This window comes from Myxococcus qinghaiensis, from assembly GCF_024198215.1.
In the GTDB taxonomy this organism is placed as follows: domain Bacteria; phylum Myxococcota; class Myxococcia; order Myxococcales; family Myxococcaceae; genus Myxococcus; species Myxococcus qinghaiensis.
Map to the genome: position 1 here is coordinate 54,066 of NZ_JAKCFA010000037.1, position 23,272 is coordinate 77,337.

Genomic DNA, 23,272 nt, shown 5'->3' on the forward strand with positions numbered 1-23,272 from the left:
CGAAATCCCGCGACACCGCCGGGCGAGCCACGGGACTCCCGCGTGAGAGGCAATGAGAGGAAGAGAAGCCGTGCTTCAGGCCACGCGGACCTTGTGTCGGGAGTCCCCCGGCGCCTCCTGACCCGGCTGCGCATCCCGCTCCGGCAAGAGCAGGTCATAGGGGTCCATCGCGTCCCCCGCGAGGCACTCCAGCTCCACGTCCATGCCCAGGCCATGCCTCCGGGCCAGCTCCGTGAGGACGCGCGTCACCGCCTCGTCCTCCAGCGAGAAGCCCGTGGAGTCGAACACCGTGGACCGCTTGCGCCAGTCCCCATAGCGCTCCGGGTGCTGCACCACCTCGATGATGTCCGGGCCCACCTGCTCGGGCCTCAGCTGCTGACACTCCCCTTCCACGAGCGCCTGGGGGAGGAAGTCCGGGCACACCAGGCTGCGCTCCAGCAGCGAGCGCGGCAGCTCCACCTTCCCCGGCAGGTCCGAGCCCACCGCGTTGACATGCAGCCACGGTCGCAGCCCCCCATCCTCCAGCACCGGCCCCTCTCCCACGCCCACGGACGTCACCGTGCACAGGATGTCCGCCTCCGCCTCCACCGTCTCCAGCGGCACCGCGCGCACGTCCAACCCCAGGAAGCCCACGCGCTTGGGAAAGGAGCGCTGAGTGGCGGGGTCCACATCAAAGGCAAGCACCCGTTGAATGCTGAACACGCGGGACAACGCATGCAATTGCGTGACGGCCTGCGCCCCACACCCCACCAGCCCCACCACCCGGCTGTCCGGGTCCGCCAGATGGCGGCTCGCGATGGCGGACGCCGCCCCCGTGCGCAGCGCCGTGGCCAGCACCCCGTCCACCACCGCCGTCAGATGCCCCGTCTCACAGTCATAGACACTGTTGGTCGCGATGATGGTGGGAACCCCGTAGCGCCTGGGATTCAGCGGGTTGTAGCCCACTACTTTGATTGTAATTGTTTCACCCTGACGCATCACCGGCATCCATTCCAGCACGCCTGTCCGAGCATTGCGCAGCGTGAAACCGTCCCGCTGCCGCAGCTCCGTCCTGGACGTGTCGAACGCACGGAAGGCGCCCTCTACCTCCTCGATGACCTGGTCCATCAGGGCATCGATTCCAACCTCATGCACGAGCTTGCGCAGGTCCGCCTGGGTGACGAGAAGTGTCTTCACGGGCGCTCCCCTCGGGTGGAGTCGAGCGCACTCTGCATCATGCGGCGAGGCCTGTGAAGACAATCAAAACAAACAGACACATCATTACCAGACCAGAAGAATAATCACCCCTGATTGCCCATGACCACACTTGCCGACATTGCACGATTTACAGGAAGTAAGCACAAGCCCTATCATCCAACGCCGTGAGCGCACGAACGGACACCTCGGAGCTGTCGTGGGGTTGGGTTCGCAATCCCCGATTCGACCTTCTCTTCATCGTGGGGACCGCGTTGCTGGGATGTGTCTTCGCCCTGGCCGCGCTGGCGAAGCCGTCGCTATTCCCCCTGCTGTTGACCATCGACGTGTGGCTGCTCGGCTACCACCACGTGGTGTCGACCTTCACGCGCCTGGGCTTCGACGGGGAGAGCCGGCAGCAGCACCGCTTCCACATCTGGGTGCTGCCGCTCATCGTCTTCGGCGGGACGTTCGCCGTGTACACGTTCGCCGGCGTCTGGCCGCTGATGAGCATCTACTTCTACTGGCAGGGGTGGCACTACCTGCGGCAGAGCTACGGCGTCAGCCGCATCATGGAGCGGGCCTCGCGCAGGCCGCCCTCCGGCAACCCCGCCACGGTGTGGATGCTGTACCTGCTGCCCCTGGCGGGCCTGCTGCACCGCTCCTCACAGGGCTCCACCACCTTCCTCAAGCTGGACGTGCGCATGCTGCCGGTGCCCCAGGAGGTGGCGTGGGTGGCGGCGGCCAGCGCGCTGGTGGCGGTGGCGGCCTGGGCGGTGCTCCAGGCGCGGGCGCTGCGCTCCGGCGCCGGCAGTCCCGCGCAGACGCTCTACCTGGCCACGCACGCGGGCATGTTCACCCTGGGCTATTTCGTCATCCCCAGCCTGGAGACGGGCTGGCTGGGGCTCAACGTGTGGCACAACGCGCAGTACATCCTCATCGTCTGGCTGTTCCACAACCGCCGCTTCGCGGACAAGGTGAGCCCGGCGCACCGGTTCCTCTCCACGCTCAGCCAGAGCCGGTTGATGGTGCACTACCTGGTGGTCTGCATCGCCATCTCCGCGCTGCTCTACACCTTCATCCTCAAGGGACTCGGGTGGATTCCGGCGGCCAGCCTGCTCATCGTCCAGACGCTCAACTTCCACCACTACATCGTCGACAGCCTCATCTGGAAGGTGAGGCAGCCGGCGGTGCGGCGCAACCTGGGGCTCGCGGCGTGAGCCCCGCCGTCACGAGGGGGAGCGCTCCCCGCGTGACGGACGGCACGACGGCCGGACGACTTCGCCCGGCCGCCGACGCGAGGCTCAGGAGCGAACGCGCAGCACGGAGCGGCCGCCGTAGCGCGCGGACTTGCCCAGCTCCTGCTCGATTCGGATGAGCTGGTTGTACTTGGCAGTGCGGTCCGCGCGGGACAGCGAGCCCGTCTTGATTTGACCGCAGTTGGTGGCGACGGCCAGGTCCGCGATGGTGGCGTCCTCCGTCTCGCCGGAGCGGTGGGACATCACGGCGGTGTAGCCGGCCTTGTGCGCCATCTCCACGGCGGCCATGACCTCCGACAGCGTGCCAATCTGGTTGACCTTCACCAGGATGGAGTTCGCGATGCCGTTCTTGATGCCGTCCGCCAGCCGCGTCACGTTGGTGACGAAGAGGTCGTCGCCGACAATCTGGACCTTCTTGCCGATGCGGTCCGTGAGCAGCTTCCAGCCAGCCATGTCGTCCTCGGCCAGGCCGTCCTCGATGGAGACGATGGGGTACTTCGCCGCCAGCCCCTCCAGGTACTTCACGTGGTCCTCGACGGAGCGCTTCTTGCCTTCGCCCTCGTAGTCGTAGACGCCGTCCTTGAAGAACTCGCTGGCGGCACAGTCCAGCGCCAGGGCGATGTCCTCGTTGGGGCGGTAGCCGGCCTTCTCGATGGACTTCATGATGAAGTCGAGCGCTTCCTCGGCGTTCTTGAGGTTCGGCGCGAAGCCGCCCTCGTCACCCACGTTGGTGCCGTGGCCGGCCTCGGACAGGCCCTTCTTCAGGGTGTGGAAGACCTCGGCGCCCATGCGCACCGCCTCGGAGAGCGACTTCGCTCCCACGGGCATGATCATGAACTCCTGGAAGTCGATGGGGTTGTCCGCGTGCGCACCGCCGTTGATGATGTTCATCATCGGCACGGGGAGCAGGTTGGCGGAGACGCCCCCCACGTAGCGATAGAGCGGCAGTCCGCGCGCGGCGGCGGCGGCCTTCGCCACGGCCAGCGACACGCCGAGGATGGCATTGGCGCCGAGCTTCTTCTTGTTCGGCGTGCCGTCGAGGGCAATCATCGTCTGGTCGATGTCGAGCTGCGCCTCCGCGTCCATTCCGCGGACCGCGTTGAACAGCTCGTTGTTCACCGCGGCGACGGCCTTCAGCACGCCCTTGCCGAGGTAGCGGCTCTTGTCGCCGTCCCTCAGCTCCACGGCCTCGTGTGTGCCCACGGAGGCACCGGAGGGGACCGCGGCGCGACCGCGAATGCCGTTCTCGAGGATGACATCGACTTCGACAGTGGGATTGCCGCGACTGTCCAGAATCTCACGGCCTACGACACCGACGATTGTAGTCATCGCGCCTTCGTAGCGAAGCGGTCCCAGTGCGTCAAGACGCGAGTCCCCGAGTGTCCGCCTCACGCGCTCCGGGCCTCCCGCTCCGCGTGGTACTGCTCGATGGTGAGGTTGCGAACCCGCGAGCGGCGACCCTCCTCGTTGTGGACGTAGCCCACGCTGGCCACATACGGCTCGATGACGCGAATCTTCTGCAGCGGCGTCACGATGAGCAGCTGCAGGTCCAGCCGGCGGAACAGCTCCAGTCCATAGGCCGCGGACTCGTCCGAGCCCCGACCGAAGGCCTCGTCGATGACCACGAAGCGGAACGAGCGCGAGCGCGTCTCGCCCCACTGCAAGCCGAACTGGTAGGCCAGACTCGCGGCCAGCACCGTGTACGCGAGCTTCTCCTTCTGTCCGCCTGACTTGCCGCCCGAGTCCGCGTAGTGCTCGTGCTCCTGGTCATCCGCGCGCCAGCGCTCCGAGGCGGAGAAGCTGAACCAGTTGCGCACGTCCGTCACGCGCTCGGTCCACTTCGCATCCGCCTCGGCCTCGCCCACGCGGCCCCGGAAGCGCTCGATGATGCGCTTCACCTCCAGGAACTTCTGCTCGGAGTACGCGTCGTCCTCCGAGCCTGGACCCGAGCCGGAGAGCGTGCCCTCCGTGCAGGCGCGCAGGTCCTGCTGGAACTCGCGGATGTCGGCGTCCGCCGTCGGCACCAGCTCCAGGACGATGTAGCGGTCCGGGTTGTAGTCGATGGCCCGGAGCGAGCGGTTGATGGTGTCCACGCGCTCGCGGATGCCGTGGCGCTCGCGGTGGAGCTGCGCCTGGAAGTTGGCCACCTCGCGGATGGTGTTCTCGTTCAGGAGGCTCTTGAAGCGCGCCTCGAAGCGAGGCAGGTCATCCGCGCGCAGCGAGGCGAGCAACGCCACGTATTCCCCCGCGGCCTCCAGGCTCGCCGCCAGCTCCTGGGTCTCCAGGGGGAACTCCGTGCGATAGGCCTGCATCGCGGAGAGGAGGGCGTCCCGCACCCGCTCCTGCTTGCGCGCCTCGCTGTCGATGCGGGACTGGAGCCGCTCGCGCACCTGTCGCTCCCGCTCGTCGCATGCGTCCGCCTCGAGCGCCGCTCCGCCCGTCCCCTCCGAGCAGAGCGTGGCCACGCGCGGGTAGCAGGCCTTGATGGCTTCGGGAGTCTCTCCCACGGTGCGCTGGCACGCCGCCAGCGTCCGCCGCGTCGCGTCTTCCTTCTCCTCCAGGCGCCCCAAGCGCTTCTCCACCGTCTTCAAGGCCTGCTCCGTCGCGGCCAGCTCCTTCTCCACGGCGTCCAGCTCCCGCTCGAAGCCCCTGAGCACATCAGACTCGCTCTCCAGGGCCTTGAGTCGCTCCTCCCTCCGCTGGATGTCGCTGGCGACCAGGCGCCAGTCCAGCTCACGGAACGTGTCGAAGACGGCGAGCTGGCCGAGCTGCTCCCCCCGGGTCTGCAATCGCACGCAGCGCTGCTCGAGCGCCTCCCACTTCGCGGTGGCGGCCTGGATTCGCGCCTCCAGGGCCCGCGCCTCCGACTCCAGCGCCTGCCGCTTGGTGTCGTTCGTCCAGCCCAGCACCCACTGCGAGCGGTCATCGATGCGGCGCCGGTCGTCCTTCAGGTGACGCTCACCGCCCGACTTCACCTGCCCCGAGCGGGAGAGCGCCTGACGGGAGCGCGTGAACTGCTCCGCCGTCTCGCAGCACGTGTAGTCGAACTGTCGGGCGAGCTGCGCCTCCAGCCACGGCGCCATGGTGGAGCCCGGCTTGAGGACCAGCTTGTGCGGCAGCGACTCGGCTCGCGCCGGCGGAACCCGCGCCAGGGCCTCTTCCCGGACGCGGTAGTAGACGAATCGCTCGTTCAGATGGGTGCGGTCCACCCACTGGCTCACCCGCGCGTACTCGGCATCCGGCACCAGCAGCGAGACACCCAGCGAGTACAGCACGCGCTCGATGGCCCCCGTCCAATCGCGCGCCTCGTCGCGGATTCGCAGCAGCTCTCCGGCGAAGGGCAGCACGTCCTCGGACAGCTTCAGGTCCGCGCACAGCCGGGCCCGGAGGTGGAGGAAGCGCGCGGGGATGTTGGAGCGCTGACGACGGAGCGCCTCCAATTCGACGGACACCGCCTCATGCGCCTTCTTCAAGTCGCGCAGCTCCATGACGACTTCCGTGCGGGAGTTCTGGACCTCCGCCAGCTCGCTGACGGTCGCCTCCCGCTGGAGCTGGACGGTGCGCGCGTTGGAGAGGAAGACCTCCAGCTCCGTCGCGGCCGGCAGCCCTACCGCCTGCGCCATCCGCGCGTAGCGGTCCGCCTTGCGCAAGCGCTCCTCCCGCTCATGCCGGCGCTGGACCAACTCCGCCTTCTCGGTCTCCAGGCGGTCTCCCCCGTTGGCGGAGATGGACTGACGCAGCCGGTCCCGGTCCGCGCCTTGTCGCTCGCGCTGCTCCCGCACCTGCTCCGCCTCCAGGCGCGCCTGTTCACGCTCCGCCTCCAGGCCCGCCAGCCGCGCCTCGAACAGCCGGGCCTGCTGCTCGGAGAACCAGGGCCGCAGGGCGTCGCGGCAGCTTCGCAGCGCGTCGAGCTCCGTGGACAGGGCGGTGAAGCGCTCGTGGTCCGCCACCAGCGGCTCCAGCCGGCCCACCTGCCGCTTCGCCTTGAGCACCGCCTCATGCGCGCGGTGGAGGTCGTCGAAGTGCGCCATCAGCGCCGCCAGTCGCGTCTCCACGTCGAAGGGAGGCAGCATGTGCTGGCGCACGAAGTCCGTCAGATTGCCCACGGACTTCATCGACACCGTCTGGAGGAACAGGTCCAACGCCTGCTCGTTCTCCAACCCGAAGCGCCGACGGAAGGCCGCCTGATATGGAGGAAACGTCTCGTGCACCTCGCGCGAGAGGTCCTTGAGGCGCTTCTTCAGCGCATTGAAGTCCGAGCCACACCGCGAGAAGTGCTCGGCGATGGAGAGCTTGCCATCCGCGACCACGTACAAGCGCGCGGGCTGTCCCTCCGGCTCGCGCATCCACATGACCTGGACGAGCGTGACATCCTGGCCGTAGCCCTCGTTGTGGAAGTGGGCGAGCAGCACCGAGTACGTCGGCGCGTCCCGGAGGAAGACGGGTTTGGACCCCTGCCCGCCTTCTCCGCGCTCGGACTTGTACTGGCCTCGGACATAGGAGCGCAGGGAGCGCTCCCGAGCCTCCGCGCCCGCCGCCTTGTTGTAGGCGAGCTTCTGGGGCGGGACGAACAGCGTCACCAGCCCGTCCACCAGCGTCGACTTGCCCGAGCCGATGTCGCCGGTGAGCAGCCCGCTCTCGCCCTGGAGCTCCAGGTGCCACGCGCGCTGATGGAAGGTGCCCCAGTTGTAGACCTCGAACCGGTGCAGCCGGAACCCCGCGCGCCCGTTGGGGGCATTGAAATCCAAGAGGTCCGCCTGCGTGAGTGGCCGCACCGTGCTCATTCCGCACCTCCTTGTTGTTTCTCGACGAGCTGGGCGCGGTACGCCGCGAGCCGCTGCTCGAAGCCCTCCAACCACTGCGCATCGACGAACGCCTTGAGGATGCGGCGGACCTCGAACGTGTCCTCCTCCTCCCCGAGCCTCCGGAGGAAGCCCATCTCCACCGCCCGCTCAATGTCTTGATTCACCCGCTCCACCCACCGGACCTCGTTGGTGCCCTCCGGGAGGAACAGCCTCACCAGCTCCTGCAGCTCATGGCGGCGGAGCACCAGCCGACTCCCGCCCGCCGCGGCGTCCGCGTCCGCCAGCTTCTTGCGCAGCAGCGCGAGCAACAGGCTCAGGCCATATCCCAGCTGTCTGCGCGCGATGAGCCGTGGCAGCTCGGCGCCCCCCTCGGCCTCCGAGCGCTGTTTCAGGAACGCGTGGCCCTCCGACTCGTCGAGCATCAGTCGCAGCCCGAGCACGGACACCTGGTCCCTCACGCGGGCCTGCAACTGGAGCAGGGACTGCCACAGCGCGGAGCTCTCCTCGCGGTAGACAACGCCTTTCAAGAGGGAGACCACGACGAGGGACAGGGCATCGGGGCCTTCGGAGGGACGCGGAGCGGGAGTCATCATCGGAGGAAGAGCACCAGGGGAAGGGTGGCGCGGCGGGGATGACCGCTCGCATCGGTCCAGAAGAGTTCTTGCGTGCGGGCCTCATCGACCGAGGAACGTCTGTCTTCAGAGGCGAGGCTCAGGTAGACGACCAGCTCCGCGAGGCCGTGCTCCAAGGGATGCTCCCGCACCAGCTCCGCCAGGGAGATCTGCTCGCGCGACAGGAGGGCCTCGCGAACGTGCGTCTTCAGCCGCGCCTTGTCGATGAACGCGAGGTTGAAGAGCGCTTCGGAGGGCACGTCCTCGGTGGCCTCCAGCACCTCCTCGTCCGCCATGCGGGCGCGCGCGGGCGGTGAGTACATGGGACGCTCCAGCGGAAGCTCCAGCGTGGGTGCCAGCTCGTCCAACGCCATGAGCGGAGAAGTGGGAGGCCGCGTGCGCACGGCGAGGGCGTGTTTCTCGATGCCGCGCAGCACCTGGAGGATGCGGCGGTTCTCCAACCAGACGCGGTCATCCAGGAAGCGGCGAAGCTGACCGGACAGCCTCGCCACGGTGCGCTGGGTGTGCTCACCCGCCTCCAGCCAGTCGAAGTGGATGCGGGGCAGGCGCGCGTCCGGCTGGAGCGATTGAATCGCCGGATGCGCCAGGACGCGCTCCAGGTTCCGGGTGAGGGCCTCCTTGCGCTCGGGCGACATGAGGAAGTCCCAGAAGGCGCGGAAGCTTCGCCCCTGGTCCGAACCGTTGATGGCGTCCCGCTCCCCCAGCACCGTCTCCAGCAGCTCGCCGCGAGTGCCCTCCCACGTCGCGATGCGCTCGCGCACCCGCCGGTCCAGCGCGTGGAAGCCGTCTTCCAACGCCCGGAAGTCCGACAGCAGGCCGCGCGCGGTGTCGGACATCTGCTGGAAGCGGTCCTTGAGGGCGGACTCGTCCATCAGGTCCAGCTGGCCCGCGCGCACCCGGGCAATCTCCGCCTCCACCTCCGCCTTGCGGCGCTCCAGCTCCACCAGCCGCGCATCGGGGTCCGGCTCGGTGCCCTCGGCCATCTCCTGGAGGAGGTGGAAGACGGTGAGCAATCGGGACTCGGTGCCCACGAAGGGCTGCTCGGTGAGCTGGCCCAACCAGCGGATGGCGCGCTCCGCCGCGGGCGTCAGGTCGAAGTGGGGCTCATCCGTTTCGGGCGGATAGAACTTGCGCAGCCAGCCCGCTCCGTCGGCGGCCCACTCGTCGAGATACGCACCGGCTCCTCGGGGAAACGCGGCCTCTCCGCGCCGCTCTCGCAGGGCATGGAGGTGGTCTTCCAGGCGCAGCACCAGCTCCCGCTGGGGGATGGCGCGCGCGTTGGAGGCGACGAAGGCGCGGTGAAGGAAGCTGACGATGAGCGGGGCGTGGTCCGCGACGAGCAGCCGCCATGCGGGATGCTTCAGTCGCAGGGTTTCGAGCGTCGCGAAGTCCATGACGTATCACCCTTACACCGCGCCTCTGACATGCCCGGGTGACCTCACGGAGTGGCTGCTTTGATGAAAAGTGAGCGCCCTGCCTGGTTGGTTGCCCGCTCTGGGCGGAGTCCCCCCAAGATGCCCTCCATGAACAAATTCATGCGGGCAGGACTGGTGCTGGGCGCGCTGCTGGGGACCGCCTGCGGCTCGGACGACGACGAGGACGCCTGCGTCCAGGTGGCGGTGTTCGCCCGGTCCGCGACGGGAAGCTGCACCTCCTACCCGTCCACGTGCGACGTGCCCGACGGCTACGTGGAGTGCTGCGGCGGCTTCCTCGGCGGCTGCTCCGACTCCGAGGCCCGATGCGTGGATGACACCACGGATTCCTGCTCACCCGCTTCGGGCGGCGCGGACTGTCCGGGCATCTGCCAATAGATTTCGAAAATTTCTGGAGGCCGGGGCGCGGTGATTGGGCATAGTCGCCGGCAATGTCGTCACTGGCCCCTTCCGTGCCGCGCAGCCGCCCCTGGCTTCGCTTCCTGCTGCGACAGTCCCTGCTCGGGCTCACTCGACTGTCGCAGCTGTCGCTGGCGACCGCCGAGCGGCTCCGCTGGGTCCGCTTGAGATATGTCTGGCTCAAGCCGAGAGCCGGAGACATCTACATCGCCACCAGCCCCAAGGCCGGGACGACCTGGATGCAGATGATTGTCTTCCAGCTCGCCACCCAGGGCCGTGGCGAGTTCGAGCACATCAGCCAGGTGTCTCCCTTCCTGGAGATGCTGCCCCGGGATGCCACCACGGAGCCCCTGCTGGACGCGCTGCCGTCGCCACGCATCGTGAAGACACACCTGCCCTTCCAGAAGCTCAAGCCCCCTCGCGACAGCCGCATCCTCTACGTCACGCGCAACGCGGCGGACTCGCTGGGCTCGCTCTACCACCACCACTGCCTGGTGGAGGAGGCGCCCATCGACTTCGACCGCTTCTTCCGCGTGGTGATGGACGAGGACGACCCGTGGCTCCGGCACCTCGAGTCCTGGTGGCCGCACCGAGGAGACCGCAACGTCCTGCACGTGCGCTACGAGGACCTGAGTCAGGACCTGGAGGCGGGCGTGCGGCGGGTGGCCGCGTTCTGCGGGCTGCCGCTCGACGAGTCGCGGCTGGGTGACATCCTGGAGAAGTGCGGCCTCGCGTACATGAAGCAGCACAACGAGCGCTTCGACATGCGCGGCCCCCAGAAGGCACTCCAGGGCAAGGGCACCTTCATCCACCAGGGCGGTGTGGGACAGGGACGCGCGAAGCTGAGCGAGGAGCAGCGCGCGGAGCTGGACGCGCGGGTGGGCAAGGCTCGCGAGCGCCTGGGCATGACGTCCCTGGAGCCGTAGGCGGGAGCGCCCGTCCGCTCGCTCTCGTGGGGGGCGACTACACGTCCGGCTTGGACGGGTCCTTCCCCTTCGGTTTGTCGTTCTTCCAGCCCCAGCTGGAGCTCCACATCCCGGGCCCGGTGAAGAGCACCGTGACGAGCGTCATCACCGCGGCGCCAATGAGAATCTCCCAGAACATGTCCACGCCTCCTTCGACAGAATCAGCACCCGCGGTGCCCGCCCCGCATCCCTGAGGAAAGGCGTAACCGGCCGCCCCTTCCAGGGGGAGTGGCACATGGCCCACCCCGCGCTGGAGCTCCACCGCCCGCTCCCTCGTGGCCTCGCCGAGAGGTCGCCCTCAGGACATTGCCAGGTGGCGTCAACGGCGCGGGACCCTACCAGCTCATGCCCCGAGTGCAATCGAGGACGGAGGCGGCCCTCAGGCACGGCCGCTCCACCTCGCGGTGGTACTCTGCCCGCCGAATGCATCCACTCCCCATCCGTGGCCCGCACCGCTCGGCCGTCGTCGGCGCGTCCGTCTCTTCCTTTCGCCGCGCCCCGCTGGTCGTGGGACTGCTGCTCGGCCTCTTCGGCTGTGAGGGACGTGCCCCTCCGGAGAATCCAGACCCCGGAACCCAGTGTCTCTCCGGAGCTTGCGGCGAGGGCGAGCCGCTCCGGCCCGAGGGCAGCGTGCGCATCGCGGCGTTCAACGTGCACCGCCTCTTCGACACCGTCTGCGACTCCAGCAAGTGCGGCGGCTCCGAGTACGAGGCCCTGCCCTCCCAGACTGAGTTCGACGCCCAAGTGGGCCGCCTGTCGAGCTCCATCAGCACGCTCGATGCGGACGTGGTGATACTCGCGGAGGTGGAGACCCAGGTAGGACTCGACGCGCTCCAGGCGCGGCTGCCGGAGTTCCCCCACGCCGTGCTGGGCGAGACGGGCGGGACGGCGTCCGTGGACGTGGCGGTGCTGTCCGCCTTCCCCATCACCTCCGTGGGCAGCCATCGCGACCGCGTGCTGACCCGGCCGGATGGCTCGACGACGCGCTTCTCGCGCGAGCTCCTGGAGGTGCACCTGGACGTACGGGGCAAGGAGGTCATCGTCTTCGCCGCGCACTTCCGCTCGAAGGTGGATGACGACCCGGGCCGCCGGTATGCGGAAGCCGACACGGCGCGGGCCGTCGTGTCGCAGGCCGCCGCGCGCGCTCCGAAAGCGCTGGTGGTGCTGGGCGGAGACCTCAACGACGTGCCCGGCTCGGCGCCCATCAACGCCCTGGAGCGCGATGCGGCCCTGCTGCGCGTGGCGAAGGACAGGCCGGATGACCAGACCTGGACCTATATGTACTCCGGGCAGAAGCAGGCCATCGACCACCTGTTCGTCGCGAACGCCGCCGGAGGCACCTACGTGCCGGGCACGTTCCGCGCGGCTCGGGAAGGAACTCGTGGGTTCGGCGGCTCGGACCACGCCGCCGTGGTGGCCGACTTCCTCCCCTCGCCTTGAAGCAAGACGTCAGCTCGCGGCGGGCACGGCCTGGATGTCCAGCTCGACGTCCACCTTCTCGCCGACGAGCCACCCGCCGTTGTCGAGCGTCTTGTTCCAACGGATGCCGAAGTCGGAGCGGTTGATGATGCCCTTGGCCGTGTAGATGAGGCGCGTGCTGCCCCACGGGTCCTTCGACGTGGCGGTGTGGCGCGCCTCGAACACGACGGGCTTCGTCACGTTGCGGATGGTGAGTTCCCCCAGGAGCCGGAAGCCCGAGCCCCCCGTGGGCTCCAGGCCCGTGCTGCGGAAGGTGAGCTTCGGGGCGCCCTCCACGTCCAGGAAGTCGGGCGAGCGCAGATGCGTGTCACGGTCCGGCGAGCCTGTGTAGATGCTGGCGGTGTCCGCGCTCACCTCGACTTCGCCTTGCGTGGGCAGCTCGGCGTCCACGCGCAGCACGCCGGAGACGCGCTCGAAGCGGCCGTGCACACGCGCCACCACCATGTGGCGAGCGATGAACAGGACAGAGGAATGCGCGGGGTCGATGTTCCAGGAGGTCACGGGCATGGGGGGAGCTCGTTGGTGAAGAATCGAGGGGGAGCGTCGCGAGCGGGTCACCGCTGACACAGCCATCCTAGAGAAAGAAACCACCCTGGGTATCTGATTTTGATGAGGCTTCACGCATCAAGACACGAAGTGAACGCCCACCCGACCCGGAGCACGCGCAGGCGAGCGCGTCCGCTGTCAGACATTGCGTGAGACGTCGTCAAGCGTGGCACCGCTGCGAGAACATGCAGTGAATCTTTGTCGCCGGGGTGTCTGGCCGTATGAGTCCGACACGCCCTCTATAACGGTCCTAAGGTAGCAACCCCCGGGAGACCGGGAACGCGAAGCAGCCAGCGTCTCTCGCAGAGGCTGGCCGCGTGCCCACTGCCGCGCGTCTCGCGGTAAGAGCGGCCGTAAAACAAACAAGGCCCGTACACTCGGATGCCCTGGCGCCTTTTCCCCAGCCTGCGAACAGTGGATGCTTTCCCGAGCTGTCACGACAGCTCGCGCGCGGAAGCCGTCCCCGCACGGCCAGCGGCACTCGCCGCCCCCTCCCGAGGAGCAGATGCGTCCCAACATCGTGGTCGTCAACGGCGAGCGACACTGGCCGACTTATTTCCCCGAGGCCGAGGTCATCCCGGTCCGACTCCAGGACTCCGCCTGGGTGCTGCGCGGGGGCGTCCTGTGGTGCATCACCCGCGAAGCGGCGGTGCGAGTGGACGGGGTCTTCTGGCGCGTGGGCGCCATCCGCCCGGACCCGCGCCATCGCACCGTCCTGGAGCTGGTGCGGCTGAGCGGCGTGCCGTGCGTCAACCCCGCGAGGACGCTGGTGCGCTGTCATGACCGGCTGTCCATGCTCGCCGAGCTTCGCGAAGCGGGCCTGCCCGTCATCCCCTTCGACGTGGCGCTCGGTGACGACATGGTGCGCCGGATTGCCCGGCCCGCGCCGTTCGTCGTGAAGGTGGGCAACCACCACGGCGGCTACGGGAAGGCGCTGGTGCGGCAAGAGTCCGAGTGGTTCGAGGTCGCCGACCTGCTGTTCGCCGCGGATGACTACGCCGCGGTCGAGCCCTTCATCGACTACCGGCGAGACGTGCGCTGCCTGGCCATCAGGGACCAGTGCTGGGCCATGTCGCGCGCGGGCGCGGGCTGGAAGGCCAACGTCCAGACGCGAAAGCACCAGGTCATCGACCCTCCAGAAGAACTGGTGGGCTACACCCGCAGGGCCCTGGAGCACCTGGGCGCCGATATCGTCGCCCTCGACTTCCTGGAGACCCAGGACGGGAACTTCGTCCTGCTGGAGTGCAACGACACGCCGGGCTTGTCGGGCTTTCCCGAGCAATTGTGTTTCGCGCTGGCGGAGTGCCTCAAGGAGAAGCTGAGCGCTGTTCCGACGACTGGCGCCTGAGCGGCGTGGGGTCCATCGGGACACAGCCGCTCGCATTTTGCCAAGTCGGCTCACCCGGAGGATTCTGGGAGCACGGTCTCACGAGGGGGAGGCTCCGACAGTCGACGGCGAATCCTCGCTCGCGCCGCTTCTTCCTGGAGCCACAGCCTCGCATGCGGATCGCCGTCATCGCCACGTACACGCACCCCACGCGCCTGCGCATCAAGGAACCCTCCATCATGCAGTCCTCCGTGCCGGAGCTGATTGCCGGCCTGTGCCCCGAGCACGCGGAGGTGGAGGTCTTCAACGAGAAGGAGGTGGACATCCCGTTGGAGCGGCACTGGGACCTGGTCTTCTTCTCGTACCTGCACTCCTACTACGAGCACACCAAGGTGCTCTCCACGCTGTTCCGCCAGCGAGGCATGGTGACCGTCGCCGGTGGCCGCCACGCCACGCACTTCCCCGACGACGCGGCGCTGTACTTCGACGCCGTCATCACCGGCGAGCCCGAGTCCAACGTCCCCGCGCTCATCGCGGACTTCGAGAAGGGCCAGCTCCAGAAGCGCTATGAGCTGCCGTCGCTCGGCCCCACGTCCATCCAGCCGTATCGCTACGAGCTCATCGACTTCACGCACAACAAGGTGCGGCTGCCCGGCATCGAGGCCTCGCGCGGCTGCCCGTTCCGCTGCAACTTCTGCGTCCTCACCGGCCACGAGCGCTACCGCTACCGCCCCGTCGCGCAGGTCGTCGACGAAATCCAGACGCGCATGCGCTGGAACCCCAACTACCTGGGGTTGATGAAGGACGCCTTCATCTTCCTCGACAACAACCTGGGCGGCTCGCCCAAGTACCTGCGCGAGCTGTGCGAGGCGCTGATTCCGCTCAAGAAGACGTGGGGCTGCGCGCTCACCTTCAACATCCTCAAGGACGAGTCGCTGGTGAAGCTGATGGCGAAGGCCGGCTGCCGCTACGTGTACACCGGTCTGGAGTCACTCAACCCCGAGTCCATCAAGGCGATGAACAAGGGGCAGAACACGCTCTCCGAAGTCGACGCCGTCATCCGCCGCACCTTCTCCGCTGGCATCCTCCTGTCCTTCGGCCTCATCGTCGGCTCGGACGGCGACACCAACGAGTACCTGGAGAAGATTCCCGAGTACCTCGCGGACCTCCAGTACTTCTCCGTCACGTTCCTCGGCATCGTCAGCCCGTATCCGGAGACGCCCTTCTTCCGCGAGCTGCAGTCCGAGAACCGGCTCCTGCCAGGCACCGTCAGCCGCGACTACGACGGCTACACGCTCTGCCACCGGCCGAAGAACCTGCACCCCTCCGAGGTGGTGGACCACTTCCACCGGCTCTGCGCGCAGCTGGGCAGCCTGCCGAACATCGCCCGGCACTACTGGTCCAAGCTGACCTTGAGCAACCTGCCCCGCTACAAGCAGACCATCCTCTTCGCCGGGCCCGAAATCCTCAGCATCCGCAACCCGCTGAAGAATCCGGCCCGCCGCTACATCGCCGGCCTGGACGCGCTGGAGGACTGGGACACGAAGCAGATGGCGGCGCTGGGACTTCAGCCCCAGCTCATCACCTGACCGCGGCGACGCGGCGCACTTCCTCCAGGACTGGCGGCGTCAGGCCCAGCTCGGCCTCCAGCCGGTCCAGGCGCCGCAGCTCCGCCTGGGCACCAATGGACTGGAAGATGTCGCGCGCCCGCGCCAGGAACTCCACGCGCCGGTGCGGCAGCGCCACCGCCGCGTCATGGTACGCGACGCCCGTCTCCCACCGGTTCGGCGTGTCCTCCAGGAAGGCGATGGCGCCCAGGAACAGCGACTCCGCCGCCTTGCCGCCCTTCTTCAGCGCCAGCGCGCGCGCCGTCACCCGCATCGCGGGCCCCTTCATGTACGGGTAGTGCCGGCCCAACAGCCGCGCCTTGAACAGGCAGCGCCGGACGATGGCCCACAGCGTCTCCCGGGGCACCGCCACGGCGCCCTGCTCCAGCGCGAAGAGGGCGCCCTCCGCCGCGTCGACGAGGCCAATCTGGAGGAAGGGCACCAGCACGTGGTAGCGCCACAGCGCCTCGTCCGCGCGCACCGCCATCAGCCCCGCCTCCTCCACCAGGTGCTCGCGCACCGTCACGTTGACCAGGTGGTTGAGGCTGGCGCACTGGTTGGCCAGGTCCTGCACCTCGATGCTGATGCGCAGGCCCTCCTCCAGCTCCGCGCACAATTCGCCCACCTCGCCCTCGCCGCGCAGGTAGCGGCACATGGGAATCCACGAGTGCGCCCAGCCCTGGTGCATGAGCGCATGCAGCTCCTCGCCCATCTTCCCCATCTCCACGAAGGCCCGCTCGGCCCCCTCGAAGCGCGAGGCGAGGAACTGGCTGGCGCCCAGCATCATCAGCCCCGTCTGCACCTCCCACATGTCCCGCACCTGGCGCAGCAGGGACATGGCCTGCTCGGCGTACTGCGTCGCCTGCGACAGGTCGTTGCCGAAGATGGACAGCGTGGCCAGCCGGCTCAGCGCGATTCCCTCCGCCGCTGGGTCTCTCGCCCTCCGCGCATAGTCCAGCGCGCGCAGACACCAGCGCTTCGACAGCCCGAGGAAGCCCGAGCCGAACAAGAGCGAGCCGTAGTAGCTGCTCGCCAGGCTCAAGCCCCGCTCCCCGCGCGAGCGCTCCGCCATGATGGTGGCCACCATGGTCGCCCAGGTGAGCTTGGCGATGTCCTTGAAGTAGTAGATCTTGATGAGCGAGATGAGCGTGGAGAGCTGCTTGAGGTACAGCGGCAGCCGGGCTCCCAGGGGCCGTGCCAGCCAGGGGAACAGCGCGTAGAGCAGGTGCAGCCCGAAGGCGAGGAGCGTGCGGACGACGAGCGCGGGCAGGCTCCCCGGCATGCTCTGCCCCATCAGCTCCATGGCGCGCTCCAGCTCCTGGATGGCCCGCTTGGACTCGCCCTTCTCCTGGTGCGCGCGCCCCAGTCCCAGGTGCAGCTCCGCGCGGCGCGACTCCTGCTCCTCGTCCGCCAGGCACTGCTCGAACATGTGGATGGCGCCCGCGTAGTTGCCCGCCTGCAGCAGCGTCTCCGCCAGCTCCTGCATCACCCGGCGCGTCTTGAGCAGCACCTCGTCCGGGTCCAGCTCCACCGTGACAGCGAGGATTTCGATGGCGCGGTTGTAGTGGTGGAGGGCGTCGTCGTTGGCGTACTGGCCTCGCGCCCCTCGGGCCGCCATCAGCGTGTACTCCAGGCCCTTCACCTCGTCGTTCCCGGCGAGGAAGTGGAAGGCGAGGATGCCCGCGGACGCGGCGGTGTTCTCTCCAGCGCGGGCTTCCAGGAAGCGCGCCAGGCGGCGGTGCAGGTCCTCCTTCGACGACACCATCAGGGTGTTGTAGGCCGCGTCGCGGATGACGATGTGCTTGAAGATGCAGGTGTAGGGCTCCTCCACCTCCAGGAGGATGAGGCCCAGGTGCGTCAGCGTGTCGATGGCCTCGCGCAGGCGCTGACGGGACACCGAGCCCGGCGCGAGCGCCGCCACCGCGTCCATGGTGAAGATGCGGCCGATGACGGACGCCACCTTCACCACCAGCTTCTCCGTCTCGCTCAACAGGTCGATGCGCGCGAGCACCACGTCCTGGATGGAGTCCGGCAGCACCAGCGTCTGGAGGCTCCGCTTCAGCTCCCGCCGCGACGCGCCCGGGGACACCGGCCCCAGGTAGCCGCCCTCCACGAGGCCCTGGACGATGGACTCCGCGAAGAACGGATTGCCCTGCACCTTGGAGAGGAGCACCTCCTCCAGCGCCGTGTCGGGCGGCTCCATGCGCAGGTGCACGCGCAACAGCGCTCGGGTGTCCTCGTCATCCAGGCTGGACAGGTCCAACCGGCACAGCCCCGGCATGTCGTCGCGCACGTTGCGCAGCTGCTCGCCGGGCCGCATCGTCACCAGCAGCGTCATCCTCAGCGGAGCCAGTCGGGCCGCGATGTACTCGATGAGGTCGACGGAGATGTTGTCCGCCCAGTGCAGGTCCTCGAAGAAGAGCAGCAGCGGCGTCTGGCGCGCGTGCTTCTCCAGGAGCTGGAAGATGATTTGAAACACCTTCTGGTTCTTGTGCCGCGCGTCCAGCCCCACCGTGGCCGGGTCTTCCTCCACGCCCAGGCCCAGGATGGCCGCCATGACGGGGATCCACTCCAGGCCCGCGTCCTCCAGCCCGTCGAAGCCCTGGCGCAGCCTCGCGAGCTGCGCGTCCACGTCGTCGCCCTCGTGCAGGCCGAAGAGCTGCACCAGCACCTCCTTCCAGGGGAAGAAGGGCGTGAACATCTCGTACGAGTAGCAGATGCCGTAGAGACTGCGGGCGCCACGCGACTCGGCGTCCTCCACCACCTTGGCGCCCAGGCGCGACTTGCCGATGCCCGCCTCGCCGGACACCACGCACAGCCGGCCGCTGCCCGACAGAGACTCCTCCACCGCCGCGTGGAGCTGCCCCAGCTCGCGCCCGCGCCCGACGATGCCGCCACGGCCCTTGATGAAGAGGCTGCGGCGCACCTCGCCCTTGAGCTGGTAGACGGGCACCGCGCGGGAGACACCCTTGAGCGTGGCGTCCTCCACGAACTCCGTGGTGAAGCCGCCCTGCTGGAGCTTGCGCTCCGTCTGCGCGTCGATGTGGATGCCCACCCCGTCCGCCGCGTACGTCATCAGCCGCGCGGCCAGGTTCACCACTTCGCCCAGCGCGGAGTAGCCCTTGCGCCAGGGCGAGCCCATGTCCCCGAAGTAGGCGTGTCCGGTGGCGATGCCGATCTGCAGCTCGCGCACGTACGGGAAGGACTCGCGCTCGCGGAGCAGCTTGCACGCCAGCCGGCTGGCCAGCACTTCCTTGTTCTGCTGCGCGGTGGGCGCGCCGAAGAGGACGTAGAGGACGTTGCCCTTGTCCGTGAAGTCCGTCATCAGGAGCACGCCGCCGTGGTGCGCGCTCTCGCGCTGGACGTGCTCGTAGAAGGCGTTCAGCTCGCGGGTGAAGTCCTCGACCTGGGACGGCGGGTGGTCCGTCTTGAAGCGCAGGAAGAAGCAGGTGAGGTCGCGGAAGTCGCCGCCCAGCTCCTGGTGCGCCGTGGTGATGCGCGTGAAGAGCACCGGGTGCAAGAGGAGCGCGCAGCGGCCCACCAGCTCCTCGCCGCCCGGGAAGTCGAACGTGGGCGGAGGCCGCGCCACGAGCGGCACCGAGTGCTCCAGGCGGAACGCGCCGTCGCGCTCGTCGCCCACGCGCGCCAGGTCCGGCAGGAGCGCCCACGCCTCCGGGCTGAGGAGGACCTCGCCCACCTGGGCCCGCTTCTCCGCGGCCACCGCCTGCTCCAGCGGGCGGCCCACGAGCGCAGGGTGCATCCACATGCCCGTCGTCCCCAGGACGATGCGGTGCGACTCCCCCACGCCGATGCCGATGCGCGACGACACCGCGAAGCGCTGCCCCAACAGCTCCAGCCGGGAGAAGCGCGCCAGCCGTCGCTGCACGTCCAGCGCGCAGCGCGCGGCGCGCGCCACCGCCTCCGCGTCACCCTCGCCCCGCGCGGGCTCGAAGCACGCGAGGATGGAGTCGCCGGCGAACTGGTAGATGTCGCCGCCGTGCTCCTTCACGACGTCGATCATCTCCGTGTAGTAGCTCTCCAGCAGGCGCTGGAGCGCGTCGATGCCGCGAGGACCTTCGCCGCTCAGCCCGACGACGATGGGCGTGAAGCCCGCGATGTCCAGCACCAGGATGGCGCCGCGCACCGCCTCCACCGGGGGCAGCGCATGCGCCTCCGTGTCCTCCAGCCGGCGAAGCAGCGCGCCGGGGATGTAGGGCCGCAGCGCGGAGAGGACCAGGTCGATGTCCGACGACGACATGCGGGTGCCCTCAGCCCAACGTCCGGAAGCGGATCCACATCGCGACCACGCCCACCACGGCGTAGAAGAAACCCTCGATGGTCTCCGACAGCGGCTGCGCCCGTCTCAGCGCGCCCCACACGTGGACCACCACCATCGCCGCGCACACCCAGCCGATGAGCTCGAACAGCGCCGGCTGGCTCCGGGGCTCCGGGATGTAGCGCACCAGCGTCAGGATGATGGCCAGCGCCACCCCACCCAGGCAGCGGCCGAAGTACACCGTCAGGTCCGTGTTCCCCTGCACCGGCGCCCAGCCGAACCACCGCGACCAGCGCAGCGGCATCAGCAACAGCGGCAGCGCGAAGACCAGCAGGAAGAACGTCGTCGAGACGGCGAGGAACCAACTGGCGAGTGGGTATTCAGCACTGATCATGTCAACGCACGGAACGACGCAGAACCCAAGTCTTCAGCGTGGAGCACTCAGTGACCCCAGGCGTCGCATCCTAGTCGTTTTTCCCCCGGCTTCGAGTGCCCTCGACCAAACCCAGCAATCCTGGCTTTTCTTGCTCAGGGAGCGAGGGGCCTGGCGGGCTCGCGGACGGAGGCGCGGATGAACTCGGCGACCCGCTCCAGGGAGTCGGTGCGCTCCAGCTCCGAGGAGAAGCGGCGGAAGGACTCCGGGGGGCCGAAGAGGATGATGGGCTTGCCGTAGCGCAGGCAGAGCGAGGCCTCCGCGGCGGTGCCGACGCCTCCGGGCAGGGCCACGAGGGCGTGGGGGGTGAGCACGTTGATGTGGTTGCGGCTCTGGGGGTCCGTGCCCTGAAGGCCGCTGAGGGGAAGGTGGGTGTAGATGGCCAGCTCCACCCCAGGGTTGGGGTAGCCGGGACGCGGCACGTAGTCGCCGTCCTTCACGGTGCCCGGGACGATGCCGATGGAGATGCCCTTGCGGCCCACCACCTGCACGAAGGCGTCCGCGGCCGCCCGCATGACACCGCTGCCGGCGCCCGTGAGCAGGTCGAACCCCGCCTCGGCGATCCACCGTGCGAGCGGAATGACACGCTCCAGGTGCTCTTCCTGGCCTGATCCGAAGACTCCGATGATCCGCCGTTCCCTGCGCATGGATGCCCACTCCTTCCCGGACATGTGACCGGCCCTACCCCCAGCTTCTTCCATGTGCGTCCCACGCATCCGGCGCAACCGTTCAGTGCCCCACAGAGGGGCCGTCCGCCGTTCACCGACGGAAGGATCCACCCCAGGACAGACGCTGAAATGACACTTGCAGGACGGCGCGGGCACCGGGGTGCGGCACCCCCGGGGGCCCGTCCCCTGTCAGACCCCCTCCCTACCCTCCTTCACGTCAAGCCTGGAGGTCGGCCTTGTTCGACACCTGTGGTGGATGTGAGCGGCGCGGTGGCCCTGGTGAAATCTTCGACTGGTGCGCGAACTGCGAGCTGTCCCTGTGCGCCCGGTGCATGAAGCGGGGTTGCTGCGGCGCGCTACCCGCGGAGTCGGGGCGGGATGCGCCGTTGATGTTGCCGGACCCGCCGGAAGAGGAGGAGACGCCGCTGCCGGAGCACTTCGGGGGCCGGTGCTGCTCCAGCGCCCGCGCGGTGGCATGCTCGTGTGCCTTCCACTGGGTCTGTGAACGGCACGGAGATCAACACATCGGCACCCACGACTGAAGCGCCGGCGCGGGAAGAAATCCCAGGTCACGCGTTCAACCGTCGGCGACACAGAGCCAAGGGCGTCCCGAGGCTGGGGCACTCATGGCGAATACAGGCGGGGGACTCGTCGATGACCATGGTGCTGGGGCGCGGGCCGATTCATGTCCGGCTGATGGAGCTGGTCGCAGCTGCGGCGACGAATGACGCGGAGGTGCTCATCCAGGGCCCGAGCGGAGTGGGCAAGGAGCTGTATGCGCGGCTCGTCCACGAGCAGAGCGCTCGCGCACCCCACCCGTTCATTCCCGTCAACTGCGGCGCCCTGCCGCCGGACCTCTTCGAGAACGAGCTGTTCGGGCACGTGGGTGGCGCCTTCACCGGCGCGAAGACACGCAACCGGGGGCTGGTGGCGGAGGCGGAGCACGGCACCCTCTTCCTGGACGAGCTGGACGCCCTCCCGCTCTCCAGCCAGGTGAAGCTGTTACGGCTCATCCAACAGAAGGAATACCGGCCGCTGGGTGACTCACGGCTGTACCGCTCCGACGTGCGCATCATCGCCGCCACCAACACGGACCTGCTGGCGGCGGCCCAGGCGGGGCACTTCCGGTTCGATTTGTTCTTCCGCCTGCGCGTGCTGCCCATCGACGTGCCCCCGCTGCGGGAGCGGCCGGAGGACATCCAGCCCCTGCTCGAGTACTACCTGGAGCGCTATTCGGGTGAGTACGGCAAGGCGTCCGTCACCTTCACGGAGGCCGCGCGGCATCGGCTGATGACCTACGCGTGGCCCGGCAACATCCGCGAGCTGGAGAACTGCGCGCGCTATCTTTTGTGCACGCGCGCGGGGACGTGTGTCGAGGAGGAGGATTTGCCCCTGCTGGCGGAGTCCGCGCCCACGGGGCACCGGGAGACGATGTCCTCCGCCTCTCGCGAGTCGTTCCAGGTGGCCAAGCGCCGCGTGGTGGAGGCGTTCGAGAAGGCCTGGCTGGAGGGCTCGCTCGTCGAGAATGGGGGAAACATCGCCGCCGCTGCTCGGGCCAGTGGGAAACACCGCCGCGCGTTCTTCGAGCTGATGCGGCGGCATGGACTCAAGGCCCACTCGCGCTGACGTGCGGGGCACGAGACCGGCCAGAGGGGCGCTCCGATTGCCGCTCCGATGTCCACAGCGACTTCGTGCGCGTCATGGCATTGCCGCGACGAGGGACTACGTTGCGTTGCCCTGTCGCGCCACGACAAACAGTAGACACTCCCGCCGAGGGATGGCGCTGACGTCTATCTTCTGAGTCCTCTCCCAGCCTACCCTCTGAAAGTCGGGGCAATTGACTCGCCCGGGGGCTTCGCGAACTGGAGGCGGACACGTGCTGTCGCGTCCCGATCGAAGCCTGCGCTGGGAGGTGCTGGAGCAGCACGTCCTCAATGGTCAGGTGAAAACCGGCCAAAGAGGGTCCCTTCAAAACCGGCCAAAGGGAGAGGACCGAGACAGGTGGGGACTCCTACCCTGCGGACTCGGCGGTCCGCAACTCCATGGCCCCCTTGGTGCGCCAGCTGCGGGGACCAAATTGGACGACGTGGGCGTGGTGCAGCAGACGGTCAAGCATGGCGGCCACGGCCGCGTTGTCGCCCAACAGCTTCCCCCAGTCCTCTACTGGCCGGTTGGAGGTAATGAGGGTGGAGGACTTCTCGTAACGGCGCATGATGAGCTCGAGCAGGTCCTCTGCGGCGGTGGCTGGCAGCTTGCGCATGCCAAGGTCA

At 68.4% G+C, this 23,272-nt stretch carries 19 protein-coding genes; 8 read left to right on the forward strand and 11 right to left on the reverse strand.

All coding sequences use genetic code 11. The features are described from left to right. Positions 1–75: 75 nt before the first annotated feature. Positions 76–1,176, reverse strand: a complete 1,101-nt coding sequence (locus LZ199_RS42600; RefSeq protein ID WP_253999554.1) for an ornithine cyclodeaminase family protein — start codon at positions 1,174–1,176, stop codon at positions 76–78. A gap of 185 nt (positions 1,177–1,361) precedes the next feature. Between LZ199_RS42600 and LZ199_RS42605 the strand changes: the two genes are divergently transcribed. Then, entirely contained in the window at positions 1,362–2,393 is a 1,032-nt protein-coding gene (locus LZ199_RS42605; RefSeq protein WP_253999555.1) for a hypothetical protein, read from the forward strand. Positions 2,394–2,477: 84 nt separating this feature from the next. Here the strand turns inward: LZ199_RS42605 and eno are convergent, their stop codons facing one another. From eno to LZ199_RS42625, 4 genes are read right to left on the reverse strand one after another with little or no spacing between them, the layout of a single operon-like run. Beyond that, a complete protein-coding gene (eno, locus tag LZ199_RS42610; RefSeq protein WP_253999556.1) occupies positions 2,478–3,761 on the reverse strand; it encodes a phosphopyruvate hydratase in 1,284 nt (427 codons plus the stop codon). A 59-nt stretch (positions 3,762–3,820) separates the two neighbouring features. After that, positions 3,821–7,216 carry an ATP-binding protein gene (locus LZ199_RS42615; protein ID WP_253999557.1) on the reverse strand — a complete coding sequence of 1,132 codons (3,396 nt, stop codon included), beginning with the start codon at positions 7,214–7,216 and terminating at the stop codon, positions 3,821–3,823. After that, a complete protein-coding gene (locus tag LZ199_RS42620) occupies positions 7,213–7,830 on the reverse strand; it encodes a DUF4194 domain-containing protein (protein WP_253999558.1) in 618 nt (205 codons plus the stop codon). The genes LZ199_RS42615 and LZ199_RS42620 overlap by 4 nt, the downstream gene beginning before the upstream one ends. Next, complete coding sequence (locus LZ199_RS42625) at positions 7,827–9,263, reverse strand: DUF3375 domain-containing protein (protein ID WP_253999559.1); 1,437 nt, start codon at positions 9,261–9,263, stop codon at positions 7,827–7,829. Before LZ199_RS42625 ends, LZ199_RS42620 begins: the two co-directional genes overlap by 4 nt. Before the next feature lie 129 nt (positions 9,264–9,392). Here LZ199_RS42625 and LZ199_RS42630 point away from each other — a divergent pair, with 129 nt between their 5' ends. Both LZ199_RS42630 and LZ199_RS42635 read left to right on the forward strand, forming a co-directional pair. Continuing rightward, complete coding sequence (locus LZ199_RS42630; RefSeq protein ID WP_253999560.1) at positions 9,393–9,680, forward strand: hypothetical protein; 288 nt, start codon at positions 9,393–9,395, stop codon at positions 9,678–9,680. A gap of 53 nt (positions 9,681–9,733) precedes the next feature. Further along, positions 9,734–10,627, forward strand: a complete 894-nt coding sequence (locus tag LZ199_RS42635) for a sulfotransferase domain-containing protein (RefSeq protein ID WP_253999561.1) — start codon at positions 9,734–9,736, stop codon at positions 10,625–10,627. 37 nt (positions 10,628–10,664) lie between these two features. Here LZ199_RS42635 and LZ199_RS42640 read toward each other — a convergent pair whose 3' ends face one another. After that, complete coding sequence (locus tag LZ199_RS42640; RefSeq protein ID WP_253999562.1) at positions 10,665–10,805, reverse strand: hypothetical protein; 141 nt, start codon at positions 10,803–10,805, stop codon at positions 10,665–10,667. Positions 10,806–11,089: 284 nt separating this feature from the next. Here LZ199_RS42640 and LZ199_RS42645 point away from each other — a divergent pair, with 284 nt between their 5' ends. After that, positions 11,090–12,106, forward strand: coding sequence for an endonuclease/exonuclease/phosphatase family protein (locus tag LZ199_RS42645; RefSeq protein WP_253999563.1), 1,017 nt, complete (start codon positions 11,090–11,092; stop codon positions 12,104–12,106). A 9-nt stretch (positions 12,107–12,115) separates the two neighbouring features. Here LZ199_RS42645 and LZ199_RS42650 read toward each other — a convergent pair whose 3' ends face one another. Next, a complete protein-coding gene (locus LZ199_RS42650; protein ID WP_253999564.1) occupies positions 12,116–12,652 on the reverse strand; it encodes a YceI family protein in 537 nt (178 codons plus the stop codon). 544 nt (positions 12,653–13,196) lie between these two features. Here LZ199_RS42650 and LZ199_RS42655 point away from each other — a divergent pair. Together LZ199_RS42655 and LZ199_RS42660 are read left to right on the forward strand one after the other, a co-directional pair. After that, on the forward strand, positions 13,197–14,039 hold the full coding sequence (locus LZ199_RS42655) for an ATP-grasp domain-containing protein (RefSeq protein WP_253999565.1): 843 nt from the start codon (positions 13,197–13,199) through the stop codon (positions 14,037–14,039). A 152-nt stretch (positions 14,040–14,191) separates the two neighbouring features. Further along, entirely contained in the window at positions 14,192–15,607 is a 1,416-nt protein-coding gene (locus LZ199_RS42660; RefSeq protein ID WP_253999566.1) for a B12-binding domain-containing radical SAM protein, read from the forward strand. Here LZ199_RS42660 and LZ199_RS42665 read toward each other — a convergent pair. The 3 genes from LZ199_RS42665 to LZ199_RS42675 all read right to left on the reverse strand — a co-directional run bounded on the left by LZ199_RS42665 (position 15,600) and on the right by LZ199_RS42675 (position 20,981). Further along, on the reverse strand, positions 15,600–19,883 hold the full coding sequence (locus LZ199_RS42665; RefSeq protein WP_253999567.1) for an AAA family ATPase: 4,284 nt from the start codon (positions 19,881–19,883) through the stop codon (positions 15,600–15,602). The genes LZ199_RS42660 and LZ199_RS42665 overlap by 8 nt on opposite strands. A 10-nt stretch (positions 19,884–19,893) precedes the next feature. Then, positions 19,894–20,295, reverse strand: a complete 402-nt coding sequence (locus tag LZ199_RS42670; protein WP_253999568.1) for a hypothetical protein — start codon at positions 20,293–20,295, stop codon at positions 19,894–19,896. 134 nt (positions 20,296–20,429) lie between these two features. Then, the gene (locus LZ199_RS42675) at positions 20,430–20,981 is read right to left on the reverse strand and encodes an SLOG cluster 4 domain-containing protein (protein ID WP_253999569.1); all 552 of its coding nucleotides are present in this window, start codon (positions 20,979–20,981) and stop codon (positions 20,430–20,432) included. A gap of 257 nt (positions 20,982–21,238) precedes the next feature. Between LZ199_RS42675 and LZ199_RS42680 the strand changes: the two genes are divergently transcribed. After that, complete coding sequence (locus tag LZ199_RS42680) at positions 21,239–21,544, forward strand: hypothetical protein (RefSeq protein WP_253999570.1); 306 nt, start codon at positions 21,239–21,241, stop codon at positions 21,542–21,544. Positions 21,545–21,656: 112 nt separating this feature from the next. Beyond that, a complete protein-coding gene (locus tag LZ199_RS42685) occupies positions 21,657–22,628 on the forward strand; it encodes a sigma 54-interacting transcriptional regulator (protein WP_253999571.1) in 972 nt (323 codons plus the stop codon). 385 nt (positions 22,629–23,013) lie between these two features. Here LZ199_RS42685 and LZ199_RS42690 read toward each other — a convergent pair. Then, the coding region (locus tag LZ199_RS42690) for an ATP-binding protein (RefSeq protein ID WP_253999572.1) at positions 23,014–23,272 on the reverse strand (259 nt) is incomplete at its 5' end.